Source organism: Rhodoferax sp. XS2R6 (assembly GCF_056521365.1).
The window spans coordinates 210,151-237,000 of record NZ_JBWMAY010000001.1; the positions used below are offsets into that span (position 1 = coordinate 210,151).

A 26,850-nucleotide genomic window follows, 5' to 3' on the forward strand; every position below is an offset into this window, starting at 1 on the left:
GAATCTGCAGGAACCCACCATGCCAAACCCCTCTTTCCTGGGCACCGCCCTCCCCCTGATTCAGGCTCCCATGGCGGGCGTGCAAGGCCATGCCTTGGCCGCCGCCGTCTGCAATGCCGGTGGCCTGGGGTCCATTCCCGCCGCCATGCTGAGTCTGGATGGGCTGCGTGCCGAACTCACACAACTGACTGCGCTGACTGACAAACCCTACAACGTCAACTTCTTTTGCCACACGCCCCCTGCGCCCGACCCCGCGCGCGATGAAATCTGGCGGCAGGCCTTGCGGCCTTATTACACCGAGCTTGGGCTATCGCTGGCGGACATCGTCCCTGGCCCGGGCCGCGCGCCCTTCAGCGACCAGGTGGCCGACGTAGTCGAAGCCTTCAAGCCTGCCGTGATGAGCTTCCACTTTGGCCTGCCCTCCGCCCCCCTGCTAGCTCGTGTCAAAAGCTGGGGCAGCCTGGTACTGGCATCCGCCACCACGGTGGACGAGGCCGTCTGGCTGCAGGATCACGGTGCCGACGCCGTCATTGCCCAGGGCTTGGAAGCGGGGGGACACCGCAGCATCTTCCTGAGTGACGACCTGAGCACCCAGGTGGGCACGATGGCGCTGCTGCCGCAGATCGTGCAGGCCGTGACCGTGCCGGTGATTGCCGCGGGTGGCATTGCCGATGCGGATGGCGTGGCTGCAGCCATGGCGTTGGGTGCATCGGCCGTGCAAATTGGCACCGCCTACATGTGCTGCCCCGAGTCCACCACCTCCGCCCTGCACCGCGCGGTGCTGCAAAGCCCGGCCGCGCGCCACACCGCGCTCACCACCCTGTTCACCGGCCGCCCGGCGCGCGGCATCATGAACCGGCTGATGCGCGAACTGGGACCGCTGAGCCCCGCTGCCCCAGCCTTTCCGCTGGCCACCAGCGCCATCGCTCCGCTGCGCGCCCGCGCCGAGAGCCAAGGCAGCACCGACTTCACCCCTTTGTGGAGCGGTCAAAACGCCTCACATTGCCGCAATGTGCCCGCCGCTGAAGTGACGCGTGCACTGGCAGAGGGCCTGGCGCGTTAAGCACCCAGAAAAGGCACCAGCGCGGTGCCCGGTAAAATAGGGATTACCCGCATCGCAGGCCGCGGAGTGGGTAATCCCCCGACATTCCAATCACAGGACTCTTCCATGTCTCTTTTCTCCGCCGTCGAAATGGCTCCCCGCGACCCCATCCTGGGTCTGAATGAACAATTCAACGCTGACACCAACCCCAACAAAGTGAACCTGGGCGTGGGCGTGTATTTCGACGACAACGGCAAGCTGCCCCTGCTGCAATGCGTGCAAGCCGCTGAGAAAACCATGATGGACAAGCCCACCGCGCGCGGCTACCTGCCCATCGACGGCATCGTGGCCTACGACAACGCCGTCAAAGGCCTGGTGTTTGGCACTGACAGCGAACCCGTCACCTCCGGCCGCGTGGCCACCGTGCAGGCCATTGGCGGCACCGGCGGCCTGAAGATTGGCGCTGACTTTTTGAAGAAACTGAACCCCGCCGCCAAGGTGCTGATCTCTGACCCCAGCTGGGAAAACCACCGTGCGCTGTTCACCAACGCCGGCTTTGAAGTGGGCACCTATGCGTACTTTGACGCCGCAGCCAATGGCGGCAAGGGTGGCGTGAACTTTGAAGGCTACCTGGCCAGCCTGAACGCTGCTGCCGCTGGCACCGTGGTGGTGTTGCACGCCTGCTGCCACAACCCCACCGGCTATGACATCACCCCCGAGCAATGGGACCAGGTGATTGCCGTGGTGAAGGCCAAGAACCTCACACCTTTCCTGGACATGGCCTACCAGGGCTTTGGCTACGGTATCTCTGAAGACGGCGCCGTGATCGCCAAGTTTGTCGCCGCTGGCCTGAACTTCTTTGTGTCCACCTCGTTCTCCAAGAGCTTCAGCCTGTACGGCGAACGCGTCGGCGGCCTGTCCGTGCTCTGCAAGGACAAGGAAGAAGCCGGCCGCGTGCTCTCGCAGCTCAAGATCGTCATTCGCACCAACTACTCCAACCCACCCACCCACGGTGGTGCCGTGGTGGCTGCGGTGTTGAACAACCCCGAGCTGCGCGCGCTGTGGGAAAAAGAACTGGGCGAGATGCGCGTGCGTATCAAGGCCATGCGCCAGAAACTGGTCGACGGCCTGAAGGCTGCCGGTGTGAAGCAGGACATGTCCTTCATCACCACCCAGATCGGCATGTTCAGCTACTCCGGTCTCTCCAAGGACCAGATGGTGCGCCTGCGCAGCGAGTTTGGTGTCTACGGCACCGACACCGGCCGCATGTGTGTTGCCGCGCTGAACAGCAAAAACATCGACTACGTGTGCGCGGCCATCGCCAAGGTCATTTGATCCAAGCCCAATATGCTGCTAGCCCGCATGCAATATGCGCAAGCAGCTATTAAATGCATAGCAAACAGCGTTTGACCCGGCTGCGCACCCTTTGCCTGACGCTGGTTTGGTGCGTGGTTGGCACGTCGGCCTGGGCCGGTGGCAACCACACGCAGGCCAGCTACCGGGCATTGGAAGGTATGCCAGAACTCAGCCAGGCCCCGCGGGCCGTGGTCGAGTCGCTGGACACGTTCTTGCGCGCCCAGGAGCAGACACTGGAAGCACTGCTGGCCAGCCAGGAGGCCTGGGCTATGGCCGCCGTGGAGTATTACCCCGCGCTCCCCGATGCCCTGGCCTTTGTGGCCAACCCCCAACGCAGCGACGAGGCCCGTCGACAGGCCTTTTTGGCCGCCTTGCGCATCGCCCCCAACAGCAAGCTCAGCCTATTCTTGGAGCCGGACGCCAAAGGCAGCGATGGCTTGCAGGCCGGCTACGCCACGTTAAGCCTGGCCGACGTAAGCAGCCTGCCCCCGCCCCATGCCGCCCATGCCGAGAAGCGCTTTGTCGCCCTCAAGCCGGGTGATCTGGTCAGCCCCTTGGCCGTGCTGGCCACCGCCACCGATGAGCCCGACTACGGGTTGGACAGCTTTTTGTGGGAAGACAGCCCCACCGGCTGGGGCAAATTATGGGGACTGGGCAAACAGCCGTTTGGCAACCTGGGCTCAGCCGCCGCATCACAGCGGCCATTTGACGTGGGGTTTTTCCACGAAGACCGCATGTTGTACAGCGTCGCCCCCTGGGCCAAACGCTCCATGGTGCAGGCGCGGTATTACCAGTACTCCAGCCTGTCCGCCCTGGCGCTGCGCACCGGGCACGACTACTGGGGTTGGCGGTTTGCCGGCCTGGCCCTGCACTACCTGCAAAGCCTGACCCACCCCTACCACGCCCGCCTGGCGCCCGGGGAGTCCAGCGCCAAGCTGCTGGCCTACAACACCCTGGCCCGCATGGGGCTGCCCGGCCCGCGCAATGCGCGCATCCGCGCCATCACCAACCAGCGGCTGGTGCTGGACGCCCTGCAGGCCCAGCTACTGCCCCAGAGCACCAAAGCCCTGCAAACACAGGACAAAGACAGCAGCTACCCCGAGTGGAATGACCGCTACCTGCGCACCGTGGTGGCCGCCCAGACCGCCGCCCTGGCCGACAACGCCCAGCGCACGCTACTGGAAACCCTGCCGCCCGAGTGGGTGGCAGAAGCCCTGATTGACTTGCAGCCCCAAGATGCGACCATGCGTTTGCTGCCAGACCTGCTGGCACAAGACCCTACGCGACGTGCACGGTTGCAGGCCTTGGTGGCCGAATTAATGGGCAATTTTGGTGCACACAGCCGCAATGCCCTGCGTGCCATTGTCAAATCCGGCAACCGTTATTAAGACCATTGCTGTTATATTGCACTGCAACATTTCCTGAGGTTCCCCCATGCTGTACCAGCTTTACGAAACCCAACGCTCCCTGATGGAGCCGTTTTCTGACCTGGCACTGGCCGCTGCCAAGCTCTACAACAACCCGCTGTCGGTGGTGGGGCAAAACCCCTTTGCCCAGCGCCTGTCGGCGGGTTACGACCTGATGCACCGCCTGGGCAAGGACTACGAAAAACCCGAGTTCGGCCTGCGCACCATCGATGTGGACGGCGTCGACGTGGCCATCCACGAACGCGTGGAATTGAACAAACCCTTTTGTGAACTGCGCCGCTTCAAGCGCTTTACCGACGACACGACCACCCTGGGAAAGATCAAGGGCCAGCCCGTCGTGTTGATCGTCGCGCCGCTGTCGGGCCACTACGCCACGCTGCTGCGGGACACGGTCAAGACCATGCTAAAGGACCACAAGGTCTATATCACCGACTGGAAAAACGCCCGTCTGGTGCCGCTGGCAGACGGCGAATTCCACCTTGACGACTACGTGAACTATGTGCAGGAGTTCATCCGCCACGTGCAGGGCAAGTACGGCAACTGCCATGTGATGAGCGTGTGCCAGCCTACCGTGCCAGTGCTGGCCGCCGTGTCGCTGATGGCCAGCCGCGGCGAGACCACGCCGCTGACCATGACCATGATGGGCGGCCCGATTGACGCCCGCAAGTCGCCCACCGCGGTGAACAACCTGGCCATGAACAAGAGCCACAGCTGGTTTGAGAACAACGTGATCTACCGCGTGCCCAGCAACTTCCCCGGTGCGGGCCGCCGCGTCTACCCCGGCTTTTTGCAGCACACCGGTTTTGTGGCCATGAACCCCGACCACCACGCCAAGAGCCACTACGACTACTTCAAAGACCTGATCAAGGGTGACGACGCCAGCACCGAAGCCCACCGCAAGTTCTACGACGAGTACAACGCCGTGCTGGACATGGACGCAGACTATTACCTGGAGACCATCCAGGTGGTGTTCCAGGAGTTCAGCCTGGTCAATGGCACCTGGGATGTGAAGAACCCCCAAGGCAAGCTGGAACGTGTGAAGCCGGCTGACATCAAGACCACCGCGCTGATGTCGGTGGAAGGTGAGCTCGACGACATCTCCGGCGCCGGCCAGACCGAAGCCGTGCACGACATCTGCAGCGGCGTGCCCAAGAGCCAGCAGCGCCACTTTGAGGCCAAGGGTGCAGGCCACTACGGCATTTTCTCCGGCCGCCGCTGGCGCGAGCATGTGTACCCGCAGGTCAAGGCCTTTATCAAGGCGCACCCGCTACCTGTTGCCAAGGCCGAACCGACCGCCAAACCAGCGCCAGCACCAACAGTTTCCAAGCCTGCCGCCAAACCCGTTTCGGCTAAAAAAGTGGCCGCAGCCCCCGTAAAACCTGCGCCAACAGCTCCTAAAAAGGTAGCAACCAAGCGCAGCGTCAAGAGCAAGTGACCGCGGGCACGACAGCTGCACCGCCCCTGGTGCAGCGCCTGCTGGACGCTCTGCCCCAAACGCAGTGCACCCGCTGCGGCTACCCCGACTGCGCCGCCTACGCACACGCCATGGCAGTGGGCGAAGCCGGCATCAACCAGTGTCCGCCCGGCGGGGCCGAAGGCATCACGCGTCTGGCGGCCATCACCGGCCAGCCCGTGTTGCCGCTAGACCCCGCCTTTGGGGTGGAAGCGCCGCGCAGCGTGGCCTTCATCGACGAGAACTGGTGCATCGGCTGCACCCTGTGCATAGATGCCTGCCCCACCGACGCCATCATGGGCAGCAACAAACGTATGCACACGGTGCTGGAGCAACACTGCACGGGCTGCGAGCTGTGCTTGCCGGTTTGCCCGGTGGACTGCATCCTGCTGGAGAACGTGAGCGGCAACCAGACCGGCTGGAGCGCCTGGCCCCAGCCGCTGGCTGACGAGGCCCGCACCCGCTACAGCGCGCGCCAAAGCCGCCGCAGCCGCGAGGAGGCAGAACATTCCCAGCGGCTACAGGACAAAGCAGAAATGAAGCTGGCCGACCTGCCCGCCCACTCCCAACACACCGACCCGGCCGTGCTGGACCAAAAGCGTGCCGTGATTGAGGCGGCCTTGGCGCGCGCCCGGGCCCGTGCAAAGCCCGGTGGCAGCAGCTAAACGACCGCAGCCGCAGCCAGTGCCGACGCAGCTTTACAGCGCGGCCATCAGGTTTTTGTAGACGCCGCAGCCAACGAACACATCGTCCACCTGCACCACATACGACATCTTGGTCTGCACCTTGCCGTTGAGCGGGTTGACGATGTCGTATTCCACCCAGCCTGGGGCCACCGAGGCCTGGCCGATGATGGAGGCCATCAGGGCGTTGCCGTCGATACCGGCTACGTCCTGCACGCGGGTGCCCACCTTGGCCGGGTTGCCACCAAAGGCCAGGTACTGGCCACTGCGGTCCAGTACAAACACATACATATCGCGATCAAACAAAGCGCTTTCCTTGGGCGTAACCTCGCGCACAAAGGCATCGCGGCTACCCGCCCCGCGGCGCAGTGACAGAGCCCGCTCCACCAGGGCACGGGCCTCATCAGCCGAACCCTGCTGCAGCTTGAACACCGACACCGCATCCGACAGCACACTCGCGCGCTCCTGCAGGGCGGTGGCCTGGCTCACAGCCTGCTCCACCATGGCGGCGTTCTGCTGGGTAATCTCGTCGAGCTGGCGAATCGCTGTCGTGATTTCCGCCAGGCTGTTGCTCTGCTCGGCGCTGGAGGCCGAGATGTGCGACATATTGGCCGCCACATCGCGCACACCATCCACAATGCGTGTGATGTTGGCGCCGGCCGCACGGATTTGGGCCACCCCGGTCGCCACCTGGGCACTGGAAGCGCCAATGAGTTGGCGAATCTCCTTGGCTGACGCTGCGGACCGCTGCGCCAGCGAACGGACCTCAGTCGCCACCACGGCAAAGCCACGACCCGACTCACCGGCACGGGCGGCCTCCACCGCTGCATTCAGCGCCAGGATGTTGGTCTGGAACGCCAAGCCATCGATCACACCCACGATTTCGTCCATGCGTTTGGTGCTGGCCTCAATCGCCTCCACCGAAGCAATCGCCTCCACCATGCCCTGCGCGCCCTGCTCCGCCACGCCGCGCACCGCTTGCGCGGCTTGGTCGGACTTTTGGGCGGTGTGGGCGTTGTCCTTCACGGTGGAAGACAGCTCCTGCACGCTGGCCGAGGTTTCTTCCAGGTTGGCGGCCTGTTGCTCGGTACGGCCCGACAAAGCCTCATTGCCCGTCACCAGCACATCCCCGGAATTGGCCACCAGCGCCGAGTTGCTGCGCACACTGGCCACCATGACGGAAATGTTGTTCACCATCACATCCATGGCATGGGACATTTCCGACAGCTCGTCTTTGCCACGAATTTTGACCGTGTGGCGCAAATTTCCACTGGCAGTCTCCTCCATGAATCGCAGCACCTGGCGCAAGTCCTGCAAGAAACTGAAGTTAAACGACAACATGAAATACAGCAGCGCCAACACGGTGAGTACGCTCACCCCAGCGGTAACCCACAGCATCGTGACCGTGCGGTCCAGGCGCTGCTGCAGCAGGCGGTGAACACCTTGTACCGCCGAGCTTTGGTACGCAGCGATCGCCTCAATGGTCTGCGTTCCAGCGTTGAAATAGGTTTGCGATTCGCCCGTGGCAGCCCCGGCAGCGAAACGCTCACGCGCCAGTTTGGAAAAACTGCTGCTGGCTTCCAACGCTTTTTCGCCCAAGGGCTCTTTCACCCCCATGGCCTGCATCAGCGTCTGGGCGTACTTCACATCCTGCGCCCAAGCGTCCAGCGCGTCGAGCTGGGTGCGCACCCGGGTGGCGCCGTTCTCATCCAGGGTGGGCTGGCTCAGCAAACCTGCCCCCTGCCCGCGCAGGCGCCCGACCTGTTCGGTCCAAGGAATCAGGCGCGACACGGCCATGTCCATCAGCGTATAGGTCACCGGGTCAGGATCGAACAAGAGACTGGATTCGTTGGCAATGCCGTAGACAAAACGCGCCAAGTCTTCAATCAAAGCGGTGTGCAGCGCAAAGCTTGCAGGCGCAGCCTTGCCCTCCAGCGCCGGAATGAGGGCATCCACGCGCTCCCGCAGCGCCTTCCACTCGGCACTGCTCACGGTGCCGGCCTGGCGGTTGACGTTGGCATCCAGCTGGTCACGCGCTGTCTTCAGGGATTCGCGGGTTTTGTCGCGGGCGCCTTGCACGGCGGTGTTGCCAGACAAAAGCATATTGGTCTGCCCACGGTGGGTTTGCAGTTGGCGGACCAGCGCACTGGCATCCTCCACCATGGCAATGCCCACCAGCTCAGCGCGGGTCATGGCGATTTCACTGCGCTCCCGGCCAATCAGCTCGGCAGCGATGAAAAACAGGGGCACGAGCACCACCACCGTCACCAAACCCAGCTTCACGCCAAAGCGCATGCGGCGCATCAGCCAAATACCGGCGGAAAAAACCTTACCCAGCTTCATTCTTGTCTCCTCGTCTGCGCTACAGCGCGGGCCCGCAAAACCAGTGAACCCCTGTCCAAACTGCCAAAGGTATGTGTTTATTCAAGCACTTTTGGCTGACTGTAACCCTACCGATAGCGGAGCAAACGCCAAGAAACCCGTAAAAGCCCGGCCAAATGCCATGCAAACCGCCTAGTGCGCAGACAAAGCCTGGATCACATCGGGCGGTGCCTGCACCAGCTCAATCAACACGCCCTCGCCCGCAATCGGAAATTCATCGTTGCTTTTGGGGTGCAAAAAGGTGATGTCGTACCCCGCTGCCCCCTTGCGGATGCCGCCGGGCGCAAAACGCACGCCCTTGGCGGTGAGCCACTCCACGGCCACCGGCAGGTTGTCGATCCACAGGCCCACATGGTTCAGCGGCGTGGTATGCACCGCTGGCTTTTTGTCCGGGTCCAGCGGCTGCATCAGGTCTACTTCCACCTTGTAAGGCCCGATTCCCATGGCGCAGATGTCCTCGTCCACGTTCTCTTTCTCGCTTTGGAAGGTACCGGTGACCTGCAGGCCCAGCATGTCCACCCACAGGGTTTGCAGGCGCTTTTTGTCAGGGCCACCAATGGCGATTTGCTGGATGCCCAGCACCTTGAAGGGCCTGGTGTTCTGGCTCATACAAACTCCACAATCGCCTGGTCCACGCTCAGGCTTTCGCCCTTGGACGCCAACACCTTGCCCACCACACCATCGGCAGCGGCAAACAGCACGTTTTCCATCTTCATCGCCTCGATCACAGCCACACGTTCACCGGCCTGCACCTTCTGGCCGGGCACTACGGCCACGTCCACCAACAAGCCCGGCATGGGCGAGAGCACGTAGCGGCTCATGTCAGGCGGCGCCTTGTGCGGCATCAGCGCATGCAGCTCGGCCATGCGCGGGGACATGACCAGCGCGTCGATGCGGGTGCCGTTGTGCTGCACCCGCAGGGCCAGCGGGTTCTTGGGCGTGCCGCGTTCAATTTGCGCGGTGAAGGTTTTTCCGTTGACCGTGCCGGTGATGGCAATATCGTTGAGGCGCGATTTGCTACGAATAACATAGCTGCTAGCGCTCACGGTGACTCGCGCAGAGCCGGTTTCGCCTTCAAACTCATCCACATGCACCGGCGCGTAGCGGTGGTTGCCCGCCGCATCCAGCGTCACCACCACATAGTCCTTGCCGGCGTCCACCGCGTAGCCGGGCAGTTGGCCCGACAGGCCCGCCGCACGCTCACGCGACTTGCGGCGCACAAAGGCGGCCAACGCGGTGAGAAAGGACGCATCGTCGTGCGGCACGTCTTCCGCAAAAAAGCCCTTGCCGTAGTTCTCGGCAATAAACCCAGTGTTGAAATCCCCCGCCACAAACTTGGGATGTGCCAGCAACGCGGCCTGGAACGGAATGTTGCTGGATACCCCGCGGATCACAAAGCCGTTCAGCGCTTCGCGCATCTTGGCAATCGCGTCCAACCGGTCTTTGCCATGCACGATGAGTTTGGCAATCATCGAGTCGTAAAACATCGGAATCTCGCCGCCGTCCTGCACACCGGTGTCCACCCGCACACCCAGCAGGTCGGCCGTATTTCCTTGCCACATGGTCTGCTCGGGTGGCGCAAAACGCACCAGGCGGCCGGTGCTGGGCAGGAAATTGCGGAACGGGTCTTCGGCGTTGATGCGGCACTCAATAGCCCAGCCGTTACGCTGCACATCTTGCTGTTCCAGCGGCAGCTTTTCACCCGCGGCCACGCGAATCATCAGCTCCACCAAGTCCAGGCCGGTGATGGCCTCGGTGACCGGGTGCTCCACCTGCAAGCGCGTGTTCATTTCCAGAAAGTAAAAGCTCTGGTCCTTGCCGACCACAAACTCCACCGTGCCTGCGCTTTGGTACTTCACCGCTTTGGCCAGTGCCACCGCCTGCTCGCCCATGGCCTTGCGCGTCGCGTCGCTGATGAAGGGGCTTGGCGCCTCTTCAATCACTTTCTGGTGGCGGCGCTGGATCGAGCATTCGCGCTCGTTGAGGTAAATCACATTGCCATGGCTGTCGCCAATGAGCTGGATTTCGATATGGCGGGGTTCCTCGACAAACTTCTCGATGAACACACGGTCATCGCCAAAGCTGTTGCGCGCCTCGTTGCGGCACGACGTGAAACCCTCCAGCGCTTCCTTGTCGTTGAAAGCCACGCGCAGGCCCTTGCCACCGCCGCCCGCCGACGCCTTGATCATCACGGGGTAACCAATGCCCTTGGCAATCTCGACGGCCTTCTCGGCGGTTTCAATCGCATCGTTGACACCGGGAATGCAGTTCACACCCGCCTTGCCCGCCAGCTTCTTCGATTCGATCTTGTCGCCCATGGCGCCAATCGAATAGTGCTTGGGGCCGATGAAGATGATGCCCTCTTCTTCCACGCGTTTGGAGAACTCGGCGTTCTCGCTCAGGAAGCCGTAGCCGGGGTGCACCGCTTGTGCGCCGGTCTGCTTGCAGGCGGCAATGATCTTGTCGGCCAGCAAATAACTCTCGCGGCTGGGCGCGGGGCCGATGTTGACGGCCTCATCAGCCAACGCCACGTGGCGGGCTTCCTTGTCGGCATCCGAGTAGACGGCAACCGTCTTGATACCCATTTTCTTGGCGGTAGCAATCACGCGGCAGGCGATTTCGCCACGGTTGGCGATCAGAATTTTGGTGAACATGGTGCTTGTCCTTTTTTTGTTCTCAGGCGGCGATCAGAGGGGGATGTTCCCGTGCTTGCGCCACGGGTTTTCCAGCTTCTTGTCCTTGAGCATCACCAGGCTGCGGCAAATGCGCTTGCGGGTTTCATGCGGCAGGATCACGTCGTCGATAAAGCCGCGCGCGCCAGCGACAAACGGGTTTGCAAAGCGGGCCTTGTATTCGGCCTCCTTCGCGGCCAGCTTGGCGGGGTCGCCCTTGTCTTCGCGGAAGATGATTTCCACAGCGCCCTTGGCGCCCATCACCGCGATCTCGGCGTTGGGCCATGCGAAGTTGACGTCGCCGCGCAAATGTTTGGAACTCATCACGTCATACGCGCCGCCATAGGCCTTGCGGGTGATCACGGTGATCTTGGGCACGGTGCATTCGGCATACGCATAGAGCAGCTTCGCGCCGTGCTTGATGATGCCGCCGTATTCTTGCGAAGTGCCGGGCATGAAGCCGGGCACGTCCACAAATGTGATCACCGGGATGTTGAACGCATCACAGAAGCGTACAAAGCGCGCGGCCTTGATACTGCTCTTGATGTCCAGGCAACCGGCCAAAACCAGCGGCTGGTTGGCCACGATGCCAATCGTCTGGCCGTCCATGCGGGCGAAGCCAATGATGATGTTTTTGGCGTACTCGGGCTGGATCTCGAAAAAGTCGCCATCGTCCACGGTCTTGACGATGAGCTCCTTCATGTCATAGGCCTTGTTGGCGTTCTCAGGCACCAGCGTGTCCAGGCTCAAGTCCTTGCGATCGCTGGGGTCGCCGCTCTTTCGCACCGGGGCTTTCTCGCGGTTGTTCAGCGGCAGGTAGTTGTAGAGGCGGCGCAGCATCAGCAGCGCTTCCACGTCGTTCTCAAACGCCAGATCGGCCACTCCGCTCTTGGTGGTGTGGGTGATGGCGCCGCCCAGCTCTTCGGCGGTCACTTCTTCGTGCGTCACCGTCTTCACCACCTCGGGGCCGGTGACGAACATGTAGCTGGAGTCTTTCACCATGAAGATGAAATCGGTCATGGCCGGGCTGTACACCGCGCCGCCAGCGCTGGGGCCCATGATCATGCTGATCTGCGGAATCACGCCGCTGGCCATCACGTTGCGCTGGAACACATCGGCATAACCGCCCAAGCTGGCAACGCCTTCCTGAATGCGCGCGCCGCCCGAATCGTTGAGGCCAATCACCGGCGCGCCGACCTTCATCGCCTGGTCCATCACCTTGCAAATCTTCTCTGCATGCGCCTCGCTCAATGCGCCGCCAAACACCGTGAAGTCTTGGCTAAACACAAACACCAGGCGCCCGTTGATCATGCCGTAGCCGGTGACCACGCCGTCGCCAGGAATCTTCTGGTCCTGCATGCCGAAGTCCACGCAGCGGTGTTCGACAAACATGTCCCACTCTTCAAACGTGCCTTCGTCCAACAGGATCTCCAGCCGCTCGCGCGCGGTGAGTTTGCCCTTTTTGTGTTGGGCGGCGATGCGTTTTTCGCCGCCGCCCTGGCGCGCGAGTTCGCGCTTGGCTTCGAGTTGTTCAAGAATGGCTTGCATGGAAAATCCTTCTCGTCTGAAACGTTCTAATTGCTATCTATTTAGGAGCTGCTGGCGCAATGGATTCGGAGGCTGAGAGCAGATTTCGTGCTGCAGTGCTGGCTGCCAGCTCGCCCGCCTGCACCGCTGCGGTCAACCGCGGCAAGGCTTCGCGCACCGCCGGGTTGTGCTTGAACGCGTGCTTGAGCCCCGCGTCAATACGCTCCCACATCCATGCCAGCGACTGGTTTTGGCGGCGGGTGTGGAACAGGCCATTGGCGTTCTGCAAGGTTTGGAATTCGCTCACCGCCGCCCAGAAGGTGTCCACACCGGTGCCATGCAAGGCACTGAGCGACATCACTCTGGGCTGCCAGTGTTTGTCACTGTGCGGGTCATTCGGATTTCCATGCATGCCCAGCAGCCGCAGGCTGGAGGTGATCATGGCTTGTGCACGTGTGGCCGCATCGGCGTCAATATCCGCCTTGTTGATGACCACCAGGTCCGCCAACTCCATCACGCCCTTCTTGATGGCCTGCAAATCGTCGCCCGCGTTGGGCAGTTGCATCAGCACAAACATGTCCGTCATGCCCTGCACCGCCGTCTCGCTCTGGCCCACGCCCACGGTTTCCACAATCACGATGTCATAGCCCGCAGCCTCGCAGACCAGCATGGCCTCGCGCGTCTTCTCGGCCACGCCACCCAGCGTGCCGCTGCTCGGGCTGGGGCGGATAAAGGCCTTCTCATGCATGGAGAGTTTTTCCATGCGCGTCTTGTCACCCAAGATGGAGCCACCGGACACGGAGGAAGACGGATCGATGGTGAGCACCGCCACGCGGTGGCCCTGCTCAATCAGGTACAGGCCCAGCGCTTCGATGAAGGTGGACTTGCCTACACCCGGCACGCCGCTGATGCCGATACGCAAGGACTTGCCGGTGTGCGGCAGCAGCGCAGTTAACAGTGCATCGCCCTGCGCGCGGTGGTCCACCCGCGTGGACTCCAGCAGCGTGATGGCTTTGGCGATGGCGCGGCGCTGCTCGGGCGACTCGCCGCCCAGCAAACCGGCCTGAACCGATTCAGGGGTCACCCGAGGGCCTTTTCAATCTGACTCAGCACGTCGCGCGCGCTCACCGGGATCGGCGTGCCCGGGCCGTAGATGCCCTTGACGCCTGCGGCGTACAAGAAGTCGTAGTCTTGCCGCGGGATCACGCCGCCGACGAAGACGATGATGTCGTCCGCGCCCTGCTTTTTCAGCTCGGCAATGATGGCGGGCACCAAGGTCTTGTGGCCTGCGGCGAGCGTGGATACACCGACCGCGTGCACGTCGTTTTCAATCGCCTGGCGGGCGCATTCTTCGGGGGTCTGGAACAGCGGTCCCATGTCCACGTCAAAGCCCAGGTCGGCAAACGCGGTGGCTACCACTTTGGCGCCGCGGTCGTGGCCGTCCTGGCCCAGCTTGCTGATCATCACGCGCGGGCGGCGGCCTTGCTTGTCGGCAAAGGCGGCAATGTCAGCTTTCAGCGTGTTCCAGTACTCCATGGTGTCTCCATTGGCGCTGTCGTAAGCCGCAGCGTACACGCCGCTGACCTTGTTGGTATCCGCACGGTGGCGGCCAAAGGCTTTTTCCAGCGCGTCGCTCACCTCGCCCACCGTGGCGCGCAGGCGCACGGCCTGGATGGACAAGTCCAGCAGGTTGCCCGTGCCACTTTCTGCTGCAAAAGTGATAGCTGCTAGCGCAGCATCCACGAGGGCTACATCGCGTTTTGACCTGATTTCTTTCAAGCGAGCCACCTGCGACTCGCGCACTGCCACGTTGTCAATGTCGCGCGCTTCCACCACGTCTTCGTTCTTCAGCTTGTATTTGTTGACGCCCACGATCACGTCTTGCCCGCTGTCGATGCGCGCCTGCTTTTCGGCCGCGGCGGCTTCAATCTTCAGCTTGGCCCAGCCGCTGTCCACAGCCTTGGTCATGCCGCCCATGGCTTCCACTTCTTCAATGATCTTCCACGCCGCGTCCGCCATGTCCTGCGTCAGCTTCTCCATCATGTAGCTGCCGGCCCAGGGGTCGATCACATTGGTGATGTGGGTTTCTTCCTGGATGATGAGCTGCGTGTTGCGCGCAATGCGGCTGGAGAACTCGGTCGGCAGCGCAATGGCTTCATCCAGCGCATTAGTGTGCAGGCTTTGCGTGCCGCCAAACACGGCAGCCATCGCCTCGATGGTAGTGCGCACCACGTTGTTGTACGGGTCTTGCTCGGTCAGGCTCCAGCCGCTGGTTTGGCAATGCGTGCGCAGCATCAGACTCTTCGGGTTCTTCGCGTCAAAGCCCTTCATGATGCGGCACCACAGCAGGCGCGCCGCGCGCATCTTGGCGACCTCCAAATAGAAGTTCATGCCAATCGCCCAGAAGAACGACAGGCGCCCGGCAAAGTCGTCCACATCCAGCCCGGTGGCAATGGCGGTCTTCACATACTCTTTGCCGTCGGCCAGCGTGAAGGCCAGCTCCAGCGCCTGGTTCGCGCCCGCCTCCTGCATGTGGTAACCCGAGATGCTGATCGAGTTGAACTTGGGCATGTTCTTGGCCGTGTAGCCAATGATGTCGCCGATGATGCGCATGCTGGGCGCGGGCGGGTAGATGTAGGTGTTGCGCACCATGAACTCTTTCAGAATGTCGTTCTGAATCGTTCCGCTCAACTGGTCTTGCGCCACGCCCTGCTCTTCGGCCGCAACCACATAGCCCGCCAACACCGGCAACACCGCGCCATTCATCGTCATCGAGACCGACACCTTGTCCAGCGGAATCTGGTCGAACAGGATCTTCATGTCCTCGACCGAATCAATCGCCACACCCGCCTTGCCCACATCGCCCGTTACGCGCGGATGGTCCGAGTCGTAACCGCGGTGGGTAGCCAAGTCAAACGCGACCGACACGCCCTGCCCGCCTGCGGCCAGCGCCTTGCGGTAGAACGCGTTGGATTCTTCGGCGGTGGAGAAGCCCGCGTACTGGCGGATCGTCCAGGGGCGCACCGCGTACATCGTGGCCTGCGGGCCGCGCAGGTAGGGCTCAAAGCCGGGCAGCGTGTCGGCGTGTTGCAGGCTGGCTGTGTCCGCCGCCGTGTACAGCGGCTTGACCGCGATGCCGTCGGGCGTGATCCAGTTCAGCGCGTCCACATTGCCGCCGGGCGCAGACTTGGCAGCCGCTTTGGCCCACTGCTCCAGCGTGGCGGTTTTGAATTCAGGGTTCTGGTCAGTCATGGCGTGGTCCGCGGGTCATTCATGGGCTCCCCCAAGGTGGAACCGGGAGGGTAATCCCGGCAGCGTTGGGGTGGAAGCGAGTTTACATTATTCATAATTATTGATTCAGAATATTGGTTGCAGCTTACAATCTCCCAACTTTTTTGAACTGGCCGCCCCACACCGCATGCCCACCACGATGCCTGAAACCCGCCCCGCTGTCTCGCTGGCCCCCCGCCCTCTGTATGAGGAAGTGGCCGAACTGCTGCGCCAGCGCATCTTCAAGCGCGAACTGGAGCCCGGCAGCTGGATTGACGAACTCAAGATTGCCGAAGAATTTGGCATCAGCCGCACGCCGCTGCGCGAGGCGCTGAAGGTGCTGGCCACCGAAGGCCTGGTGACCATGAAGGTGCGCCGCGGCGCTTATGTGACCGAGGTGTCGCAGCAAGACCTGTCCGACGTGTACCACCTGCTCAGCCTGCTGGAGAGCGACGCCGCTGGCGTGGTGGCCACCAAAGCCACCGATGCGGAACTGAAAGAACTGCAGAGCCTGCACAGAGCGCTGGAGACGGCCGCCAAGCCCGGCAAGGCCAACACCGACCAGTTCTTCGCGTTGAACGAACAGTTCCACATGCGCCTGCTGGCCATCGCCAACAATCGCTGGCGCGACCAGATGGTGGCCGACCTGCGCAAGGTGATGAAGCTGAACCGCCACAATTCCCTGCTCAAGACCGGGCGCATTGAAGAATCACTGGCCGAACACCGCGCCATCATGGAAGCGCTGGCCGCGCGCGATGCCGCGCTGACCGTGCAGCGGGTGCGGGAGCATTTTGCGAATGGGTTGGAGGCGGCGGAGTAGATTGGCAGTGAATGCACTCGCCGCCACCGCTTGAAACTGGTTGTATCGAATTGCGGATATGGGCCAGGAGGAGTCCTCCGCCAACGTCCGCTATAGGCTCTATAGTCTTGGTCAAATGAAACGTCCACTGCCACCAAGTACCGCCGGTCTAGCCAAGAGCGTTGTTGACTATTCAAAAAAGAAAACTCGCTCCAAGAATTCGAGGAAGAGACCCGTGGAGGTCGATCCTGATGCGGAGCGAGTCCGCGAATTGTTGAATCACAAATTGAAGCGCATTGAAATGTTCGGCATATGGTTCCCTAGGGTTGTGGTTTTTCCCTTTGCCCTTATGTCAATTTTGATTGTTTTTATTACTATCAAAGGCATCTGGATTGGTGCGATCCCGGCTGTTTCCAGAGGCTCGTCGATGTCAACTGTGTTTCAAATTTCCAATCCGATCTACTTTTGGTTTTCCACTACTGTTTATGCAGGAGTGTCGGTGATTGGTATATATATGACGATCATGCTGCTGAAATGGGCGCGCTGGTTTCCTTCATCAAAGACTTAACTCGTTGCTCGCCAACGACAATCTTGGGGGCTATCTGTGACCGTCATGTCTCAGTTAGAGGCGCCCCATTTCCCTTTCATTTTCTTTGTAAACCTTCGCGTCGAGTTTCTGAATATCAGCCATCAACTGGCGAGCATGGTCTCCACACGCTGATTCGAGCTTCTGCAGACGCTCTCTATTTTTTCTATAGAAGTTGTCACCTGGTCGAGGTTGGGACGAATAAAGCATTGCCAACTCTGCTGCCACACGACGAAGGTGTAGGAGTGTTTGCATCTTCCCGAGGAGCGCGATTCGTTCAATCGGCAATTTCTCCAAAAGTGATGAAATCGCAGTGAATTCCACCGAAATATCAGAGTAAATAACTTCATTCCCTGGAGCATCAATTTGGTATCCCGCCAGCACATTCATCCGCCGCAGTTCACTCGCAAGGTTCTGCAGACTTAGGAGCGTTGCAACGTCTGCGTGCCTCTCTCGCCTAAGCGTTAAGCGTGTTTGATGAAAGTGGGTTCCAAGAGAAACCACGACAGCGAGCAGTACCCCTGCAGCACTGACGACTTGTGCCCAGTCAACTAGAGTCATCCGAACACCTCTTTGATGAAGTCGTCTGCAAGGGCTCTTGCTTCATCAGCCTTACGCTCCAGTGCTTCAGTTGCGTTGAGGTCGGCGAGAGTTGGTCCCGAACCACCTTTTTCGGAGCCCGCAATGAATGCTGCAGTTACTTGGCTCCGCGCCTTTCGTGCTTCTTGGTTAGCGAAGACCCAATCCATATGGAGTTTTTCCCACCGGGTTCTGTTTTCAGCAACTGTAGCCATCGTCATCCTCCGATGAAAGAAACGAGCATATCCAATTTTGCTAGCTGAATTCGATTAGACCCCTCGACGGTGATAGCGCGGGTGTTACGAATTCACGGGTATGGGGGATAGCAGCCCAAGACCAGATGGTCTTTTTGTAGGCCCGCTTCCGCCGCATATCGGCTGTCCATCGTACCTGCCCTGGCGTGCCAGTCCTGAATGTCTGCTATCGAGCAACGAGTCTGAGCTTGTCGACTTCCGCTTTGGGTCGACATCAGCTATTCATTAGCACGAGGTAGGCCGCCTCGCCAGTCACACAGCCGACCACCAAACGCCTGCGACCACGGCAAGAAGGACAAGCACCAACACCCAGGCGGGCATGCGCTCCTCGTCCCGCTCAAACTCAAACAGGCCGTTTATGACCACGCCGATGAGCGTGCCGACGAATGGTCCAAATAGCAGGCCAACGGCGCCAAAGCCGATGGCACTCCATGCGACCCAGTGACCGAAATCTACCGGCATGCGGGAAGGCCCCATCGTGTTGGAATAGACGCCAAAGACCCAAGCCAGCGCGAAGCCAACCAGGCCCCCAAATAAGGTTCCAAGCGCTGCAGCAGTAAGGCGATCGCCTAGGGTGAGTTTTGTCATCTGTGTGCCCGCCTTGGGATAGAGGAGAACCTGACTTGTCCGGGTTTTATATCTGATCTCCCGCCCGTTCCAGATAACTCTGCGCCATCAAGCCCAGCTGCGTCTTGATCGCCTCCCGCTGCGCAACGGGGGGCAGCGTGGTCACTAGCACTTGGGCGGGGCCAATAAGGGAGGTGGTGAGCACAAAGCTCACCAGGCTGGGGTCCTGAAAGCGCCTGTCGGTGCAACTGGCCAGCAGGTCGCAGATGGCGAGCTGGGCGCGTTGCGTCATGGTGGCGGTCACCGCATCACGACCCTGGTCAGACGGGATGGCGTACAGGGCCTGCGACACGTCAGAGCGCGCCAGCTTGGCGTCGATAAATGCATTCACCAGGGCATGCGCCATCTCGGCCGCGGTGCGGGCCCGGTAGCTGCGGCACACGGCCTCCATCTGCCCAATGACGTCCTCCAAATGCTGCTGCAGCACAGCTGCCAGCATCGCCTGTTTGTTGGGGTAGTACTGGTAGACCGAGCCCACCGATACGCCGGCCCGCTCCGCCACGCGGGTGGTGGTCAGACCATGGATGCCGTGCGACAGCAAAACCTGAATACTTGCTTCGTGAATGACCTTCAAAGTCTCTTGGGAACGCCGTTGGACTGGCGGTTTCCTTGGAGAAAGGCTGGGCTTGAGTGGCATGGTGGAATGCGAATATCAAAACTGAATTATTGTTCATATTATTCCGTCTTCACTGCATTTTTGAGGACTCTCATGCACAAAACCATTCTGATCACTGGTGCCACCTCCGGCCTGGGCCTGGCCCTGGCGCAGCGCCTGTCCACCCAACCCGGCCTGCATCTGGTGCTGCCGGTGCGCAACGCCCAGCGCGCGGAACAGCTGCGTGCCGCCCTGCCCCACGCCAACCTGAGCACCCCGGTGTTGGATCTGGCACGCCTGGACAGCGTGCGCAGCTTCGCGCCGCAACTGTCCGCACCGTTGGACGCGGTCATGTTCAATGCTGGCGTGCAATCGGCCGACGCGGTGATCCGCACCGCCGACGATCTGGAGCAGAGCTTTGCGGTCAACCATCTGTCTCACCACGTGCTGCTGCGTGCGCTAGAACCCCTGCTCCAGCCCGATGCCATCGTGGGCTGGACGGCCAGCGGTACGCATGATCCGAAAGACCGCGTTGCCAAGAACTTTGGCTTTCTGGGCGCGCACTACCTCGCACCCGAGGCGCTGGCCCAGGGCCAATACGCCAGTGCGCCCAACGCCGCCCAGATCAACCGCGATGCCTACGCCAGCTCCAAGGGGCTCAACGTGCTGTCGGCACGCCACTTTGCGGCCCGCGAGCCTGGCCAGCGCCGCTACTTCTCCTACGACCCTGGCCTGATGGCCGGCACGGGCCTGGCGCGCGAGCAAGGGGCGCTGCTCAATCTGGTGTGGAAATACGTGATGCCCGTGGTGAGCAAGATGCTCAAGGGCACGAGCACGCCGCAAGGCTCTGCGCAGTTGCTCGCCCGCATTTTGCTGGGGCAGCACGCACTGCCCAATGGCGCGTATGTGGAGTTCAGCGGCACACAGAACCAGCCCTACCTACCGGCCCAGGAGTCGATCTATACCGGGCAGCTGATGGCCTTCAGCGACCGCTATATCTTTGCGTAAACCGGCGCGCACACACCCGCGCTGGGGTGTGCGCGCTAGCGTACAGATCACAAAGCGGGAATGGCCGACATTGGGCTTGTTCTTCTGTCCCCCCTCCGAAAGGCCCATGACCATGCACACCTCCCCGCTTTCATTTCATTCCATCTTTTGGGCACACCTCACCATCGCCGCGTCTTTGGGTATTGCCGCCGGTGCGGCACAGGCCCAGAACACCACGGCACCCATGCCCTTGGCGGGTCAAAGTCCTACCTACATCGGGCTGAGTGTGGGTTCCTCAGACTTCTCCAAGCCCAGCAATGGTTTCGGCATTTTTGGCAACGACCAGCGCGCCACGGCCTATAGCATCAACATGGGCAACTATTTCAACAACCAGAACTTCGGTTTTGAAATTGGCTACACGGACTTTGGTTCCGTCAACCGCGCGGGCGGCACCACCAAGGTGGACGGCATCAACCTGAGCCTGATTGGCCGTGCCCCGCTGAACCCGACGTTCAACCTGCTGGGAAAAATTGGCACCACCTACGGCCGCACCGATGTTTCCAGTGCCCCCACCTCGGGTGTCACGGCGGGCAGTGAACGCGGGTTCGACTGGTCCTACGGCATTGGCGCAGAAATGTTGCTGAGCACCCAATGGTCGGGCGTGCTGCAGTACGACGAGCACTACGTGAAATTCCCCGGTGGTGGCAGCGACCGTGTCAGCGCCACTTCGCTAGGGCTGCGTTACCGCTACTGACCTCGGGCCATTCGGCGGCGCCGCGCCTCAGTCACGCTTGCGCACAAACAGGCTTTGCGTCGCCCGCCCGATCAGCCCCAGCTCGTCATACAACGCCGACTCCGCCAGCCCACCGCCGTGGCTGGACAAATGGGTGCGCGCGTCCAGGCAAATCCACTCACCTACCGGGCGGCGCAGCAGGTTGATGCTGAGGTCGGAGTTGACGAAGACGTGGGTGGACAGGTCGAGGATGGCGCTGATGCCGTTGCCCGAATCGGCCGCCACCGCCACGCGCTGGTAGGGACTGGGCTTTTGGCCCTGCACCAGCGGGTAGCTCAGACGGAACCACACGGCACTGGGGCCCGCAAACATGCGCCCGGCGGCAATGCGGCTTTCCACCAGATCGGGGTAGCCAATTTCGCCGCGCGCAAACGGAAAGCGCTGCACGGGTGAATCGGCCGGCGTCTTGGGCGCCTTGGGTAAGGGGTGGCCGGGCAGGCCGGGGGGAATGTCCACCTCGCCTTCGCGCTGAAACAGGGCGGTGGCACGGATCAGCTCCTTGCCATCGGCCAGCGCCACGGCCGAGAAGTGGCCGGCGTTGCGGCCCACATAGTCTTCTTGCACGCGCACCTCGATGTCGGCAATCGGCACCGGGCGCAGCAGGTTGGCCGTGAGCCGCGCCATGTGCAGCAGGCCGTGGGCCTGCGCAGCAGCCTCCAGCGCGTGGCTCACCAACGCGATGGGCGGGCCCGCATGCTGCTGCTGCGGGTGCCAGGGACCACGCGTGAGCGGGCTGGCGCGGAACACGTGGGCATCCAGCGGAGAAAACGCCGCAGCGGGCGCACGGCCTGGGGTGGGTTCCTGCGAATTTGGCATGTCAATGGCTCCTAATTTGATAGCTGCTTGCGCATCTTCCACGAGGGCTAGACGCCAATTTCATTCAAAATCAGCTCATAAGCCCTTGCTGGCGACCACTATCTCAGCTTGGCAGACGCTGGGGGTGTCGCCAAAGTGGCGGTGTGCTGTTTGCATTCGGCGCTGGTGGAGGCCATAGCGGCCTTGTTTCGGCAAATACGTTGCAGCTCGGTTTGGGCTCCGTTGTGACCTAGGTGTGCTGCACGGGCCAGCAGCTCCACGGCATGCCAGGGTATCTGCGATGCAGGTTTGAGGGTGGGCAGCTTGGGGGCTTTGGTGGCAGGCTGGGCCACGGGCTGCACCGGGCGCCCCAAAGCCGCCTTGCCATCCAGCAGGCGCGCATAGTCACGCACCATGAGGTCTGCGTCCAGACGGCTCTGTTGCCGCGCAGGTGTGGACAACCAGGTGTGCGTTCCCAGATCCGGGACATCAGCCAAGTTTTTCCCGGGTGAGTAAGCCATGGCGGCAATCTCGTCTGGAATGGCTTTGCCCAAGCCGCTAGCGCGCGCCAGGTCATCGGCCGACTGGCTGGCCAGCACTCCAGCCCGCGCCGCATGTGCGCCTTCCGCGGCGAGTTCAGCCCCGGCTACGGCGGCACCACCGGTAGCGGCCCCCTTGCCTGCCACCCCAACCGCTCCTTTGCTGGCAGCCCCCGCGGCCTTGCCGGCTCCCGCACCCAGCTTGCCCAGCAAACCCCAGATGGCATGGGCAGGCGGCACCAACACCAGACTGCAGCACAAGGCCAGAAAGAAACCCAACCCGTAACTACGCAATCGCATACTGCCTCCCTATGGCGGTTGATGTACGGCCTACACCGCTATATTTTGGATAGCTTCTCACGCATATTTGGCGAGGGCTAGAGGCCAATTTCACTCAAAAATGGCGCCCTAGGCCTGCCACACCCCAAAACCGGCCTCACGCAGAAGAATACCCAACTCCACCTCCATGCCACGCGCCGCCTCGTACTGCATGGGGTTGTAGGCCTCGTACAGGTCGGGCAGCAGGCGCAGGCCAAACTCCAGCACGTAACGGTTCGCCTGAATACCTGCCTTGTGTTTGTCAAACCGAATATCCGGGTCCAGCCCGGTCATGCCCACGTACACACAGGGCTTGCCGGTGATGTAGCCGGGGTTGGCGCGCATGAACTTGGCCTGCTCCAGCACCTGGGCGGACAACTCCACAACATACACATGGTGATGGGCGCGCTTGGCCATGGCTGTCTCCTGCGCGTCTGGCGCGTGTTAGCGCCGTGACACCCAGTACACGCCGGGCAAAATCAGCGCCGCGCCCACCAGGTGGTGCACGCCCAGCGGCTCGCCCAACACGCCCCAAGCGGCCAGGGCCGCATACAAGGGCCCCAGGTACAGCGTGACCGCCACGCGACTGGCGCCCAGCACCTTTTGTGCGGCGCCATAAATCCAGTAGGCGGCCAGGCCGGGAAACAGCGCCGCGGCCACCACCAGGCCGGTGGCGGCCCAAGACCAGGCAGGCGTCTCGGGCAACTGGGCCTCCCACACAGCGCAGGGAATCAGCGTCAGCACCCCCCCGGCGCAAATGGCAGCCAGCCGCGCGGTGGAACCCAGCGGGCTGGGCCACAGCTTTTGCAGCAACGCATAGGCCGCCCAAGCCACCATGGCCGCCACGATCCACGCGTCGCCCACCACCCACTGCACCTGGCCCAGCGCCAGCCACTGGCCTTGCACCACCACATGCACCACACCGGCCAGTGCCACCACCACGCCCGCCACCTGCGTCCAACGGAAACGTTCCCCCAGCCATAGCACCGCGCCCAAGGCAATCAACACGGGGGACGCGGCGTAAATCAGGGAGATGTTCATGGCGCCCGTGGTGCGCGCGCCCAGATAAACCCAAGCACCGCAGACCAACATGCCGCAAAAACCCAACACCACATACTGGTGCCACACGGCCAGAATGGCGCGGCGCTGCGCCCACAGCTCTTGGCGCGCCACCGCACCCAGCAGCACGCCGGCGATGGCCCAGCGCCCCAGCGCCAGCGCATAAGGCGCCACAACGCCAGGCGCCCAGCGCGCGACGATGAAGTTCACCGCCCACAGTGCGGGAATGAGCCACAGCCCCAGCAGGGCCCAGCGCTCCTGCTCAGGCCGCTGCAAGCGCAGTACCCCGTGCAATCGCCATCACGTCGCGGGCGGGCAAGGTTTTGTAGCGGTGGTCGCTCCACACCTGGCGCCACTTGCGCGCGCCGGGCAGGCCGTGGCGCAGGCCCAGCATGTGGCGGGCAATGCTGTACCACGAGGTGCCGTGCTCCGCCGCCTCACGCTCCATGTACTCCACCATAGCCAACTCGACGCTATCCCGCGTCAGCTCTGCGGGAGAAGCTCCGAAAAACGTAGCATCCCACTCGGCCAGCCACCAGGGGTTGTGATACGCCTCGCGGCCCAGCATCACGCCGTCCACATGCTCCAACTGCTCGGCCAGCTGGGCGCTGGTGGTCAAGCCGCCGTTGATGGCGATGGTGAGGTGGGGAAAGTCTTGTTTCAGTTGGTGCACCAGCTCGTAACGCAGCGGCGGGATCTCGCGGTTTTCCTTCGGGCTCAGGCCTTTGAGCCAGGCATTGCGCGCATGGGCAATGAACACGGTGCAGCCTGCATCGGCCACGGTGCCCACAAAGTCGCGCACAAAGCCGTAGCCCTCTTCCTTGTCGATGCCAATGCGGTGTTTCACGGTGACCGGAATGTCCACCACGTCCACCATGGCCTTCACGCAGTCGGCCACCAGCGAGGCCTCGTTCATCAGGCAGGCGCCAAACGCGCCGCGCTGCACACGTTCACTCGGGCAGCCGCAGTTGATGTTGATTTCGTCGTAGCCCCAGTCCTGGCCCAGCTTGGCGCACTGCGCCAGATCAGCCGGCTCGCTACCGCCCAGTTGCAGGGCCACGGGGTGTTCTTCGGTGTTAAAGCGCAGGTGGCGCGGCACGTCACCATGGATGAGCGCGCCGGTGGTCACCATTTCGGTGTACAGCAGCGCGTGGCGGCTCAGCAGGCGGTGGAAATAGCGGCAATGGCGGTCAGTCCAATCCATCATGGGGGCGACGGACAGACGCCAAGGATTGGGAGCAGACGCGGGGGTGCCAGAGAGTGGCAAGACAGAAGACATGGGCAGGATTATCCCAGCCCGGGCATCACAGCAGCGTGTGCACCCGGTTTCGCCCTGCCTGCTTGGCCTGGTAAAGCGCCTGGTCGGCGCGGTTCACCAGGTCGGCGGGGTCGGTCTTGGCCTCGGCCATGGCGGCGCCCACGCTCACGGTCACTGGCCGATGCAAGCCCTGCAGGGCTTGCACCGCCTGGCGGATGCGTTCGGCCACCGCACGCGTGTCGGCCACTTGGGTGTCGGGCAGGATGACGGCAAACTCTTCGCCGCCGTAGCGGGCCACATGGTCGTAGGCCCGGGCCTGCGATTTGATGGCCGCGGCCACGGCCTGTAGGGCCTGGTCGCCGGCTAGGTGGCCATACTGGTCGTTATAGGCCTTGAAGTGGTCCACATCCACCATCAGCAATGCCAGCGGCGAGCGGGTGCGCAAGGCGCGGGCATATTCATTGGCCAGCAGCCGGTCGAAGGCGCGGCGGTTCTTCAGGTTGGTCAGCGCGTCGGTCAGGCTTTGCTCGGACAACTCGTCGTTGAGCTCCTGCAGCTGTTTTTGCGCGTCTTCCAGTTCGCGCTGGCGCAGGCTCTGCGCGCGCGACAGCAGCTCCAGCTCGGCATTGGCGCGGCGCAGGGCCAGCAGTTGCACCACTTGGCGCGACAGGGCCTTGAGCGCTTCGGCCTGCGCCTCGGTCAACTTGCGGGGAACTTGATCAATCACACACACGGTGCCCAGCGCAGCGCCCGAGGCGGTCAGCAGCGGTGCCCCGGCATAAAAGCGGATACCCAGGTCGCCAGTGACCAGGGGGTTGGTAGCAAAACGGCTGTCGTCCAGCGCATTGGGCACTTCCATCAGGGCGTCGGGTTCGGTAATGGCGTGCGCACAAAACGCAATGCCACGCGGCGTTTCCATCGCGTTCAGGCCCACCCGGGCCTTGAACCACTGGCGATCCTCGTCAATCAGGGAAATCAGCGCGATCGGGGTGTTGCAAATGAAGGCGGCGAGCTTGACAACGTCGTCATAGGCTTGCTCGGCCGCGGTATCCAGCACCCCCAGACTGCGCAGCTCTGCCAGTCGCAAGGCCTCGGCAGCGTAGGCGGTTTGGTCCATGGGGGGCGCCCTCCAACAGGGGGTGGTTCTTGATGTGCATCAAGGTGTGATGCACCATGGAGCCTGATTGTGCACCAATCCCATCCACAAAGCCCACGCCGAACTGGCCGCCAACGCCGCCCCCGCCAAGCGCACGCCCCATTGCCCATCACCCATCTGGCCGCCCTGCAGGCGCAGCCACAACCAGGGCCCCAGCAGCATGGTGACCGAGGTGCCCAGGGCAAACAGGGCCATGACGGCGGCCCCACTCACCACGTCACCCGCCAATGCCGCCACCAGCAGCGCCGAATACAACAAACCGCAGGGCAACAGCGCCCACAACATGCCCAGCCCCAGCGGTGCCCCACGGCCCCAGCGCAAACCCAGGCTGCGGGTATAGCCCCACACCGTGCGGGCACCGGCCTGCAACCACAGCGGCTGGCGCCCCTGCCAGAACAGCAGCAGCCCCAGCACCAGCGCCGCCACATGCACCATGGACCACACGGGCCGCAGTGCAGCGCTCTGCACCGTAAGCCAGCCCAGGCCCTGCATGGACGCGGCCGCCAGCCCACCCAGCGCCGCATAACCGATCACACGGCCGACTTGAAAGGTGAGGAGTGCCGAGGTTTGGCGCGGGCCCGCCGCCTGCCCTATACCCGCGCAGGCAGCGCCACACATGGCCACACAGTGCGGCCCGCCCACCAGACCCATCACCAGGGCCGTGAGTGCCAGAGAAGATTGCATCAGGCCATG

The 26,850-nt window shown here is 62.4% G+C and carries 26 protein-coding genes; 9 read left to right on the forward strand and 17 right to left on the reverse strand.

The window, feature by feature from the left end:
- The first annotated feature begins 19 nt into the window (after window positions 1-19).
- The 5 genes from AC097A_RS01005 to rsxB all read left to right on the forward strand — a co-directional run bounded on the left by AC097A_RS01005 (window position 20) and on the right by rsxB (window position 5,943).
- Complete coding sequence (locus AC097A_RS01005; RefSeq protein ID WP_479619424.1) at window positions 20-1,063, forward strand: NAD(P)H-dependent flavin oxidoreductase; 1,044 nt, start codon at window positions 20-22, stop codon at window positions 1,061-1,063.
- A gap of 105 nt (window positions 1,064-1,168) precedes the next feature.
- Window positions 1,169-2,377 (forward strand): amino acid aminotransferase, encoded by a 1,209-nt coding sequence (locus AC097A_RS01010; RefSeq protein WP_479619425.1) that lies wholly within the window; start codon window positions 1,169-1,171, stop codon window positions 2,375-2,377.
- 53 nt (window positions 2,378-2,430) lie between these two features.
- On the forward strand, window positions 2,431-3,786 hold the full coding sequence (locus AC097A_RS01015) for a hypothetical protein (RefSeq protein ID WP_479619426.1): 1,356 nt from the start codon (window positions 2,431-2,433) through the stop codon (window positions 3,784-3,786).
- 46 nt (window positions 3,787-3,832) lie between these two features.
- Window positions 3,833-5,260, forward strand: a complete 1,428-nt coding sequence (gene phaZ, locus AC097A_RS01020; RefSeq protein ID WP_479619427.1) for a polyhydroxyalkanoate depolymerase — start codon at window positions 3,833-3,835, stop codon at window positions 5,258-5,260.
- Window positions 5,257-5,943, forward strand: coding sequence for an electron transport complex subunit RsxB (gene rsxB / locus AC097A_RS01025; RefSeq protein ID WP_479619428.1), 687 nt, complete (start codon window positions 5,257-5,259; stop codon window positions 5,941-5,943). Before phaZ ends, rsxB begins: the two co-directional genes overlap by 4 nt.
- A gap of 33 nt (window positions 5,944-5,976) precedes the next feature.
- Here rsxB and AC097A_RS01030 read toward each other — a convergent pair whose 3' ends face one another.
- The 6 genes from AC097A_RS01030 to scpA form a co-directional block, all read right to left on the reverse strand.
- Window positions 5,977-8,304, reverse strand: a complete 2,328-nt coding sequence (locus AC097A_RS01030) for a methyl-accepting chemotaxis protein (RefSeq protein ID WP_315478294.1) — start codon at window positions 8,302-8,304, stop codon at window positions 5,977-5,979.
- A gap of 171 nt (window positions 8,305-8,475) precedes the next feature.
- Window positions 8,476-8,952 (reverse strand): VOC family protein, encoded by a 477-nt coding sequence (locus AC097A_RS01035; RefSeq protein WP_479619429.1) that lies wholly within the window; start codon window positions 8,950-8,952, stop codon window positions 8,476-8,478.
- Window positions 8,949-10,997 carry an acetyl-CoA carboxylase biotin carboxylase subunit gene (locus AC097A_RS01040; protein ID WP_479619430.1) on the reverse strand — a complete coding sequence of 683 codons (2,049 nt, stop codon included), beginning with the start codon at window positions 10,995-10,997 and terminating at the stop codon, window positions 8,949-8,951. The genes AC097A_RS01035 and AC097A_RS01040 overlap by 4 nt, the downstream gene beginning before the upstream one ends.
- 33 nt (window positions 10,998-11,030) lie before the next feature.
- Window positions 11,031-12,563, reverse strand: coding sequence for an acyl-CoA carboxylase subunit beta (locus tag AC097A_RS01045; protein ID WP_479619431.1), 1,533 nt, complete (start codon window positions 12,561-12,563; stop codon window positions 11,031-11,033).
- Between the two features lie 37 nt (window positions 12,564-12,600).
- Window positions 12,601-13,626: a methylmalonyl Co-A mutase-associated GTPase MeaB gene (meaB, locus tag AC097A_RS01050; protein ID WP_479619432.1), complete on the reverse strand. Its 1,026-nt coding sequence runs from the start codon at window positions 13,624-13,626 to the stop codon at window positions 12,601-12,603.
- On the reverse strand, window positions 13,623-15,794 hold the full coding sequence (scpA, locus tag AC097A_RS01055) for a methylmalonyl-CoA mutase (protein WP_479619433.1): 2,172 nt from the start codon (window positions 15,792-15,794) through the stop codon (window positions 13,623-13,625). The genes meaB and scpA overlap by 4 nt, the downstream gene beginning before the upstream one ends.
- Window positions 15,795-15,960: 166 nt before the next feature.
- On the opposite strand from scpA, the gene AC097A_RS01060 reads away from it, so the two are divergent.
- Together AC097A_RS01060 and AC097A_RS01065 are read left to right on the forward strand one after the other, a co-directional pair.
- Window positions 15,961-16,632 (forward strand): GntR family transcriptional regulator, encoded by a 672-nt coding sequence (locus tag AC097A_RS01060; RefSeq protein WP_479619434.1) that lies wholly within the window; start codon window positions 15,961-15,963, stop codon window positions 16,630-16,632.
- Window positions 16,633-16,846: 214 nt separating this feature from the next.
- The gene (locus AC097A_RS01065) at window positions 16,847-17,179 is read left to right on the forward strand and encodes a hypothetical protein (protein ID WP_479619435.1); all 333 of its coding nucleotides are present in this window, start codon (window positions 16,847-16,849) and stop codon (window positions 17,177-17,179) included.
- Window positions 17,180-17,233: 54 nt separating this feature from the next.
- Here the strand turns inward: AC097A_RS01065 and AC097A_RS01070 are convergent, their stop codons facing one another.
- From AC097A_RS01070 to AC097A_RS01085, 4 genes are all read right to left on the reverse strand, one after another.
- A complete protein-coding gene (locus tag AC097A_RS01070) occupies window positions 17,234-17,758 on the reverse strand; it encodes a hypothetical protein (protein ID WP_479619436.1) in 525 nt (174 codons plus the stop codon).
- The gene (locus tag AC097A_RS01075) at window positions 17,755-17,991 is read right to left on the reverse strand and encodes a hypothetical protein (RefSeq protein ID WP_479619437.1); all 237 of its coding nucleotides are present in this window, start codon (window positions 17,989-17,991) and stop codon (window positions 17,755-17,757) included. The genes AC097A_RS01070 and AC097A_RS01075 overlap by 4 nt, the downstream gene beginning before the upstream one ends.
- Before the next feature lie 291 nt (window positions 17,992-18,282).
- A complete protein-coding gene (locus tag AC097A_RS01080; RefSeq protein ID WP_479619438.1) occupies window positions 18,283-18,618 on the reverse strand; it encodes a hypothetical protein in 336 nt (111 codons plus the stop codon).
- Window positions 18,619-18,664: 46 nt separating this feature from the next.
- Window positions 18,665-19,231: a TetR/AcrR family transcriptional regulator gene (locus AC097A_RS01085; protein WP_479619439.1), complete on the reverse strand. Its 567-nt coding sequence runs from the start codon at window positions 19,229-19,231 to the stop codon at window positions 18,665-18,667.
- Window positions 19,232-19,366: 135 nt separating this feature from the next.
- On the opposite strand from AC097A_RS01085, the gene AC097A_RS01090 reads away from it, so the two are divergent.
- Both AC097A_RS01090 and AC097A_RS01095 read left to right on the forward strand, forming a co-directional pair.
- Window positions 19,367-20,260, forward strand: a complete 894-nt coding sequence (locus tag AC097A_RS01090) for an SDR family NAD(P)-dependent oxidoreductase (protein ID WP_479619440.1) — start codon at window positions 19,367-19,369, stop codon at window positions 20,258-20,260.
- 112 nt (window positions 20,261-20,372) lie between these two features.
- Window positions 20,373-20,993, forward strand: coding sequence for an outer membrane beta-barrel protein (locus AC097A_RS01095; RefSeq protein ID WP_479619441.1), 621 nt, complete (start codon window positions 20,373-20,375; stop codon window positions 20,991-20,993).
- Window positions 20,994-21,020: 27 nt separating this feature from the next.
- Here AC097A_RS01095 and AC097A_RS01100 read toward each other — a convergent pair whose 3' ends face one another.
- The 7 genes from AC097A_RS01100 to AC097A_RS01130 all read right to left on the reverse strand — a co-directional run bounded on the left by AC097A_RS01100 (window position 21,021) and on the right by AC097A_RS01130 (window position 26,841).
- Window positions 21,021-21,848, reverse strand: a complete 828-nt coding sequence (locus tag AC097A_RS01100) for a thioesterase family protein (RefSeq protein WP_479619442.1) — start codon at window positions 21,846-21,848, stop codon at window positions 21,021-21,023.
- A gap of 98 nt (window positions 21,849-21,946) precedes the next feature.
- The gene (locus AC097A_RS01105) at window positions 21,947-22,666 is read right to left on the reverse strand and encodes a hypothetical protein (RefSeq protein ID WP_479619443.1); all 720 of its coding nucleotides are present in this window, start codon (window positions 22,664-22,666) and stop codon (window positions 21,947-21,949) included.
- A gap of 108 nt (window positions 22,667-22,774) precedes the next feature.
- The gene (locus AC097A_RS01110; protein WP_479619444.1) at window positions 22,775-23,101 is read right to left on the reverse strand and encodes a hypothetical protein; all 327 of its coding nucleotides are present in this window, start codon (window positions 23,099-23,101) and stop codon (window positions 22,775-22,777) included.
- A 27-nt stretch (window positions 23,102-23,128) separates the two neighbouring features.
- Complete coding sequence (locus AC097A_RS01115) at window positions 23,129-24,019, reverse strand: DMT family transporter (RefSeq protein WP_236635172.1); 891 nt, start codon at window positions 24,017-24,019, stop codon at window positions 23,129-23,131.
- Complete coding sequence (dusA, locus tag AC097A_RS01120; RefSeq protein WP_479619445.1) at window positions 24,006-25,022, reverse strand: tRNA dihydrouridine(20/20a) synthase DusA; 1,017 nt, start codon at window positions 25,020-25,022, stop codon at window positions 24,006-24,008. Before dusA ends, AC097A_RS01115 begins: the two co-directional genes overlap by 14 nt.
- A 25-nt stretch (window positions 25,023-25,047) precedes the next feature.
- Window positions 25,048-26,118: a GGDEF domain-containing protein gene (locus AC097A_RS01125; protein ID WP_479619446.1), complete on the reverse strand. Its 1,071-nt coding sequence runs from the start codon at window positions 26,116-26,118 to the stop codon at window positions 25,048-25,050.
- A 39-nt stretch (window positions 26,119-26,157) separates the two neighbouring features.
- Window positions 26,158-26,841, reverse strand: a complete 684-nt coding sequence (locus AC097A_RS01130; RefSeq protein ID WP_479619447.1) for a sulfite exporter TauE/SafE family protein — start codon at window positions 26,839-26,841, stop codon at window positions 26,158-26,160.
- Between the last annotated feature and the right edge of the window lie 9 nt (window positions 26,842-26,850).

Bases quoted from the DNA above. Each gene is read 5' to 3' on its own strand.
- AC097A_RS01035 (WP_479619429.1), bottom strand. From the start codon at position 8,952: ATGAGCCAGAACACCAGGCCCTTCAAGGTGCTGGGCATCCAGCAAATC.
- dusA (WP_479619445.1), bottom strand. From the start codon at position 25,022: ATGTCTTCTGTCTTGCCACTCTCTGGCACCCCCGCGTCTGCTCCCAAT.
- AC097A_RS01010 (WP_479619425.1), top strand. From the start codon at position 1,169: ATGTCTCTTTTCTCCGCCGTCGAAATGGCTCCCCGCGACCCCATCCTG.
- AC097A_RS01030 (WP_315478294.1), bottom strand. From the start codon at position 8,304: ATGAAGCTGGGTAAGGTTTTTTCCGCCGGTATTTGGCTGATGCGCCGC.
- AC097A_RS01105 (WP_479619443.1), bottom strand. From the start codon at position 22,666: ATGCGATTGCGTAGTTACGGGTTGGGTTTCTTTCTGGCCTTGTGCTGC.
- AC097A_RS01005 (WP_479619424.1), top strand. From the start codon at position 20: ATGCCAAACCCCTCTTTCCTGGGCACCGCCCTCCCCCTGATTCAGGCT.
- AC097A_RS01110 (WP_479619444.1), bottom strand. From the start codon at position 23,101: ATGGCCAAGCGCGCCCATCACCATGTGTATGTTGTGGAGTTGTCCGCC.
- AC097A_RS01060 (WP_479619434.1), top strand. From the start codon at position 15,961: ATGCCCACCACGATGCCTGAAACCCGCCCCGCTGTCTCGCTGGCCCCC.
- AC097A_RS01130 (WP_479619447.1), bottom strand. From the start codon at position 26,841: ATGCAATCTTCTCTGGCACTCACGGCCCTGGTGATGGGTCTGGTGGGC.
- AC097A_RS01125 (WP_479619446.1), bottom strand. From the start codon at position 26,118: ATGGACCAAACCGCCTACGCTGCCGAGGCCTTGCGACTGGCAGAGCTG.
- AC097A_RS01075 (WP_479619437.1), bottom strand. From the start codon at position 17,991: ATGGCTACAGTTGCTGAAAACAGAACCCGGTGGGAAAAACTCCATATG.
- AC097A_RS01100 (WP_479619442.1), bottom strand. From the start codon at position 21,848: ATGCCAAATTCGCAGGAACCCACCCCAGGCCGTGCGCCCGCTGCGGCG.
- AC097A_RS01070 (WP_479619436.1), bottom strand. From the start codon at position 17,758: ATGACTCTAGTTGACTGGGCACAAGTCGTCAGTGCTGCAGGGGTACTG.
- AC097A_RS01095 (WP_479619441.1), top strand. From the start codon at position 20,373: ATGCACACCTCCCCGCTTTCATTTCATTCCATCTTTTGGGCACACCTC.
- phaZ (WP_479619427.1), top strand. From the start codon at position 3,833: ATGCTGTACCAGCTTTACGAAACCCAACGCTCCCTGATGGAGCCGTTT.
- AC097A_RS01080 (WP_479619438.1), bottom strand. From the start codon at position 18,618: ATGACAAAACTCACCCTAGGCGATCGCCTTACTGCTGCAGCGCTTGGA.
- scpA (WP_479619433.1), bottom strand. From the start codon at position 15,794: ATGACTGACCAGAACCCTGAATTCAAAACCGCCACGCTGGAGCAGTGG.
- AC097A_RS01015 (WP_479619426.1), top strand. From the start codon at position 2,431: ATGCATAGCAAACAGCGTTTGACCCGGCTGCGCACCCTTTGCCTGACG.
- AC097A_RS01045 (WP_479619431.1), bottom strand. From the start codon at position 12,563: ATGCAAGCCATTCTTGAACAACTCGAAGCCAAGCGCGAACTCGCGCGC.
- AC097A_RS01040 (WP_479619430.1), bottom strand. From the start codon at position 10,997: ATGTTCACCAAAATTCTGATCGCCAACCGTGGCGAAATCGCCTGCCGC.
- AC097A_RS01090 (WP_479619440.1), top strand. From the start codon at position 19,367: ATGCACAAAACCATTCTGATCACTGGTGCCACCTCCGGCCTGGGCCTG.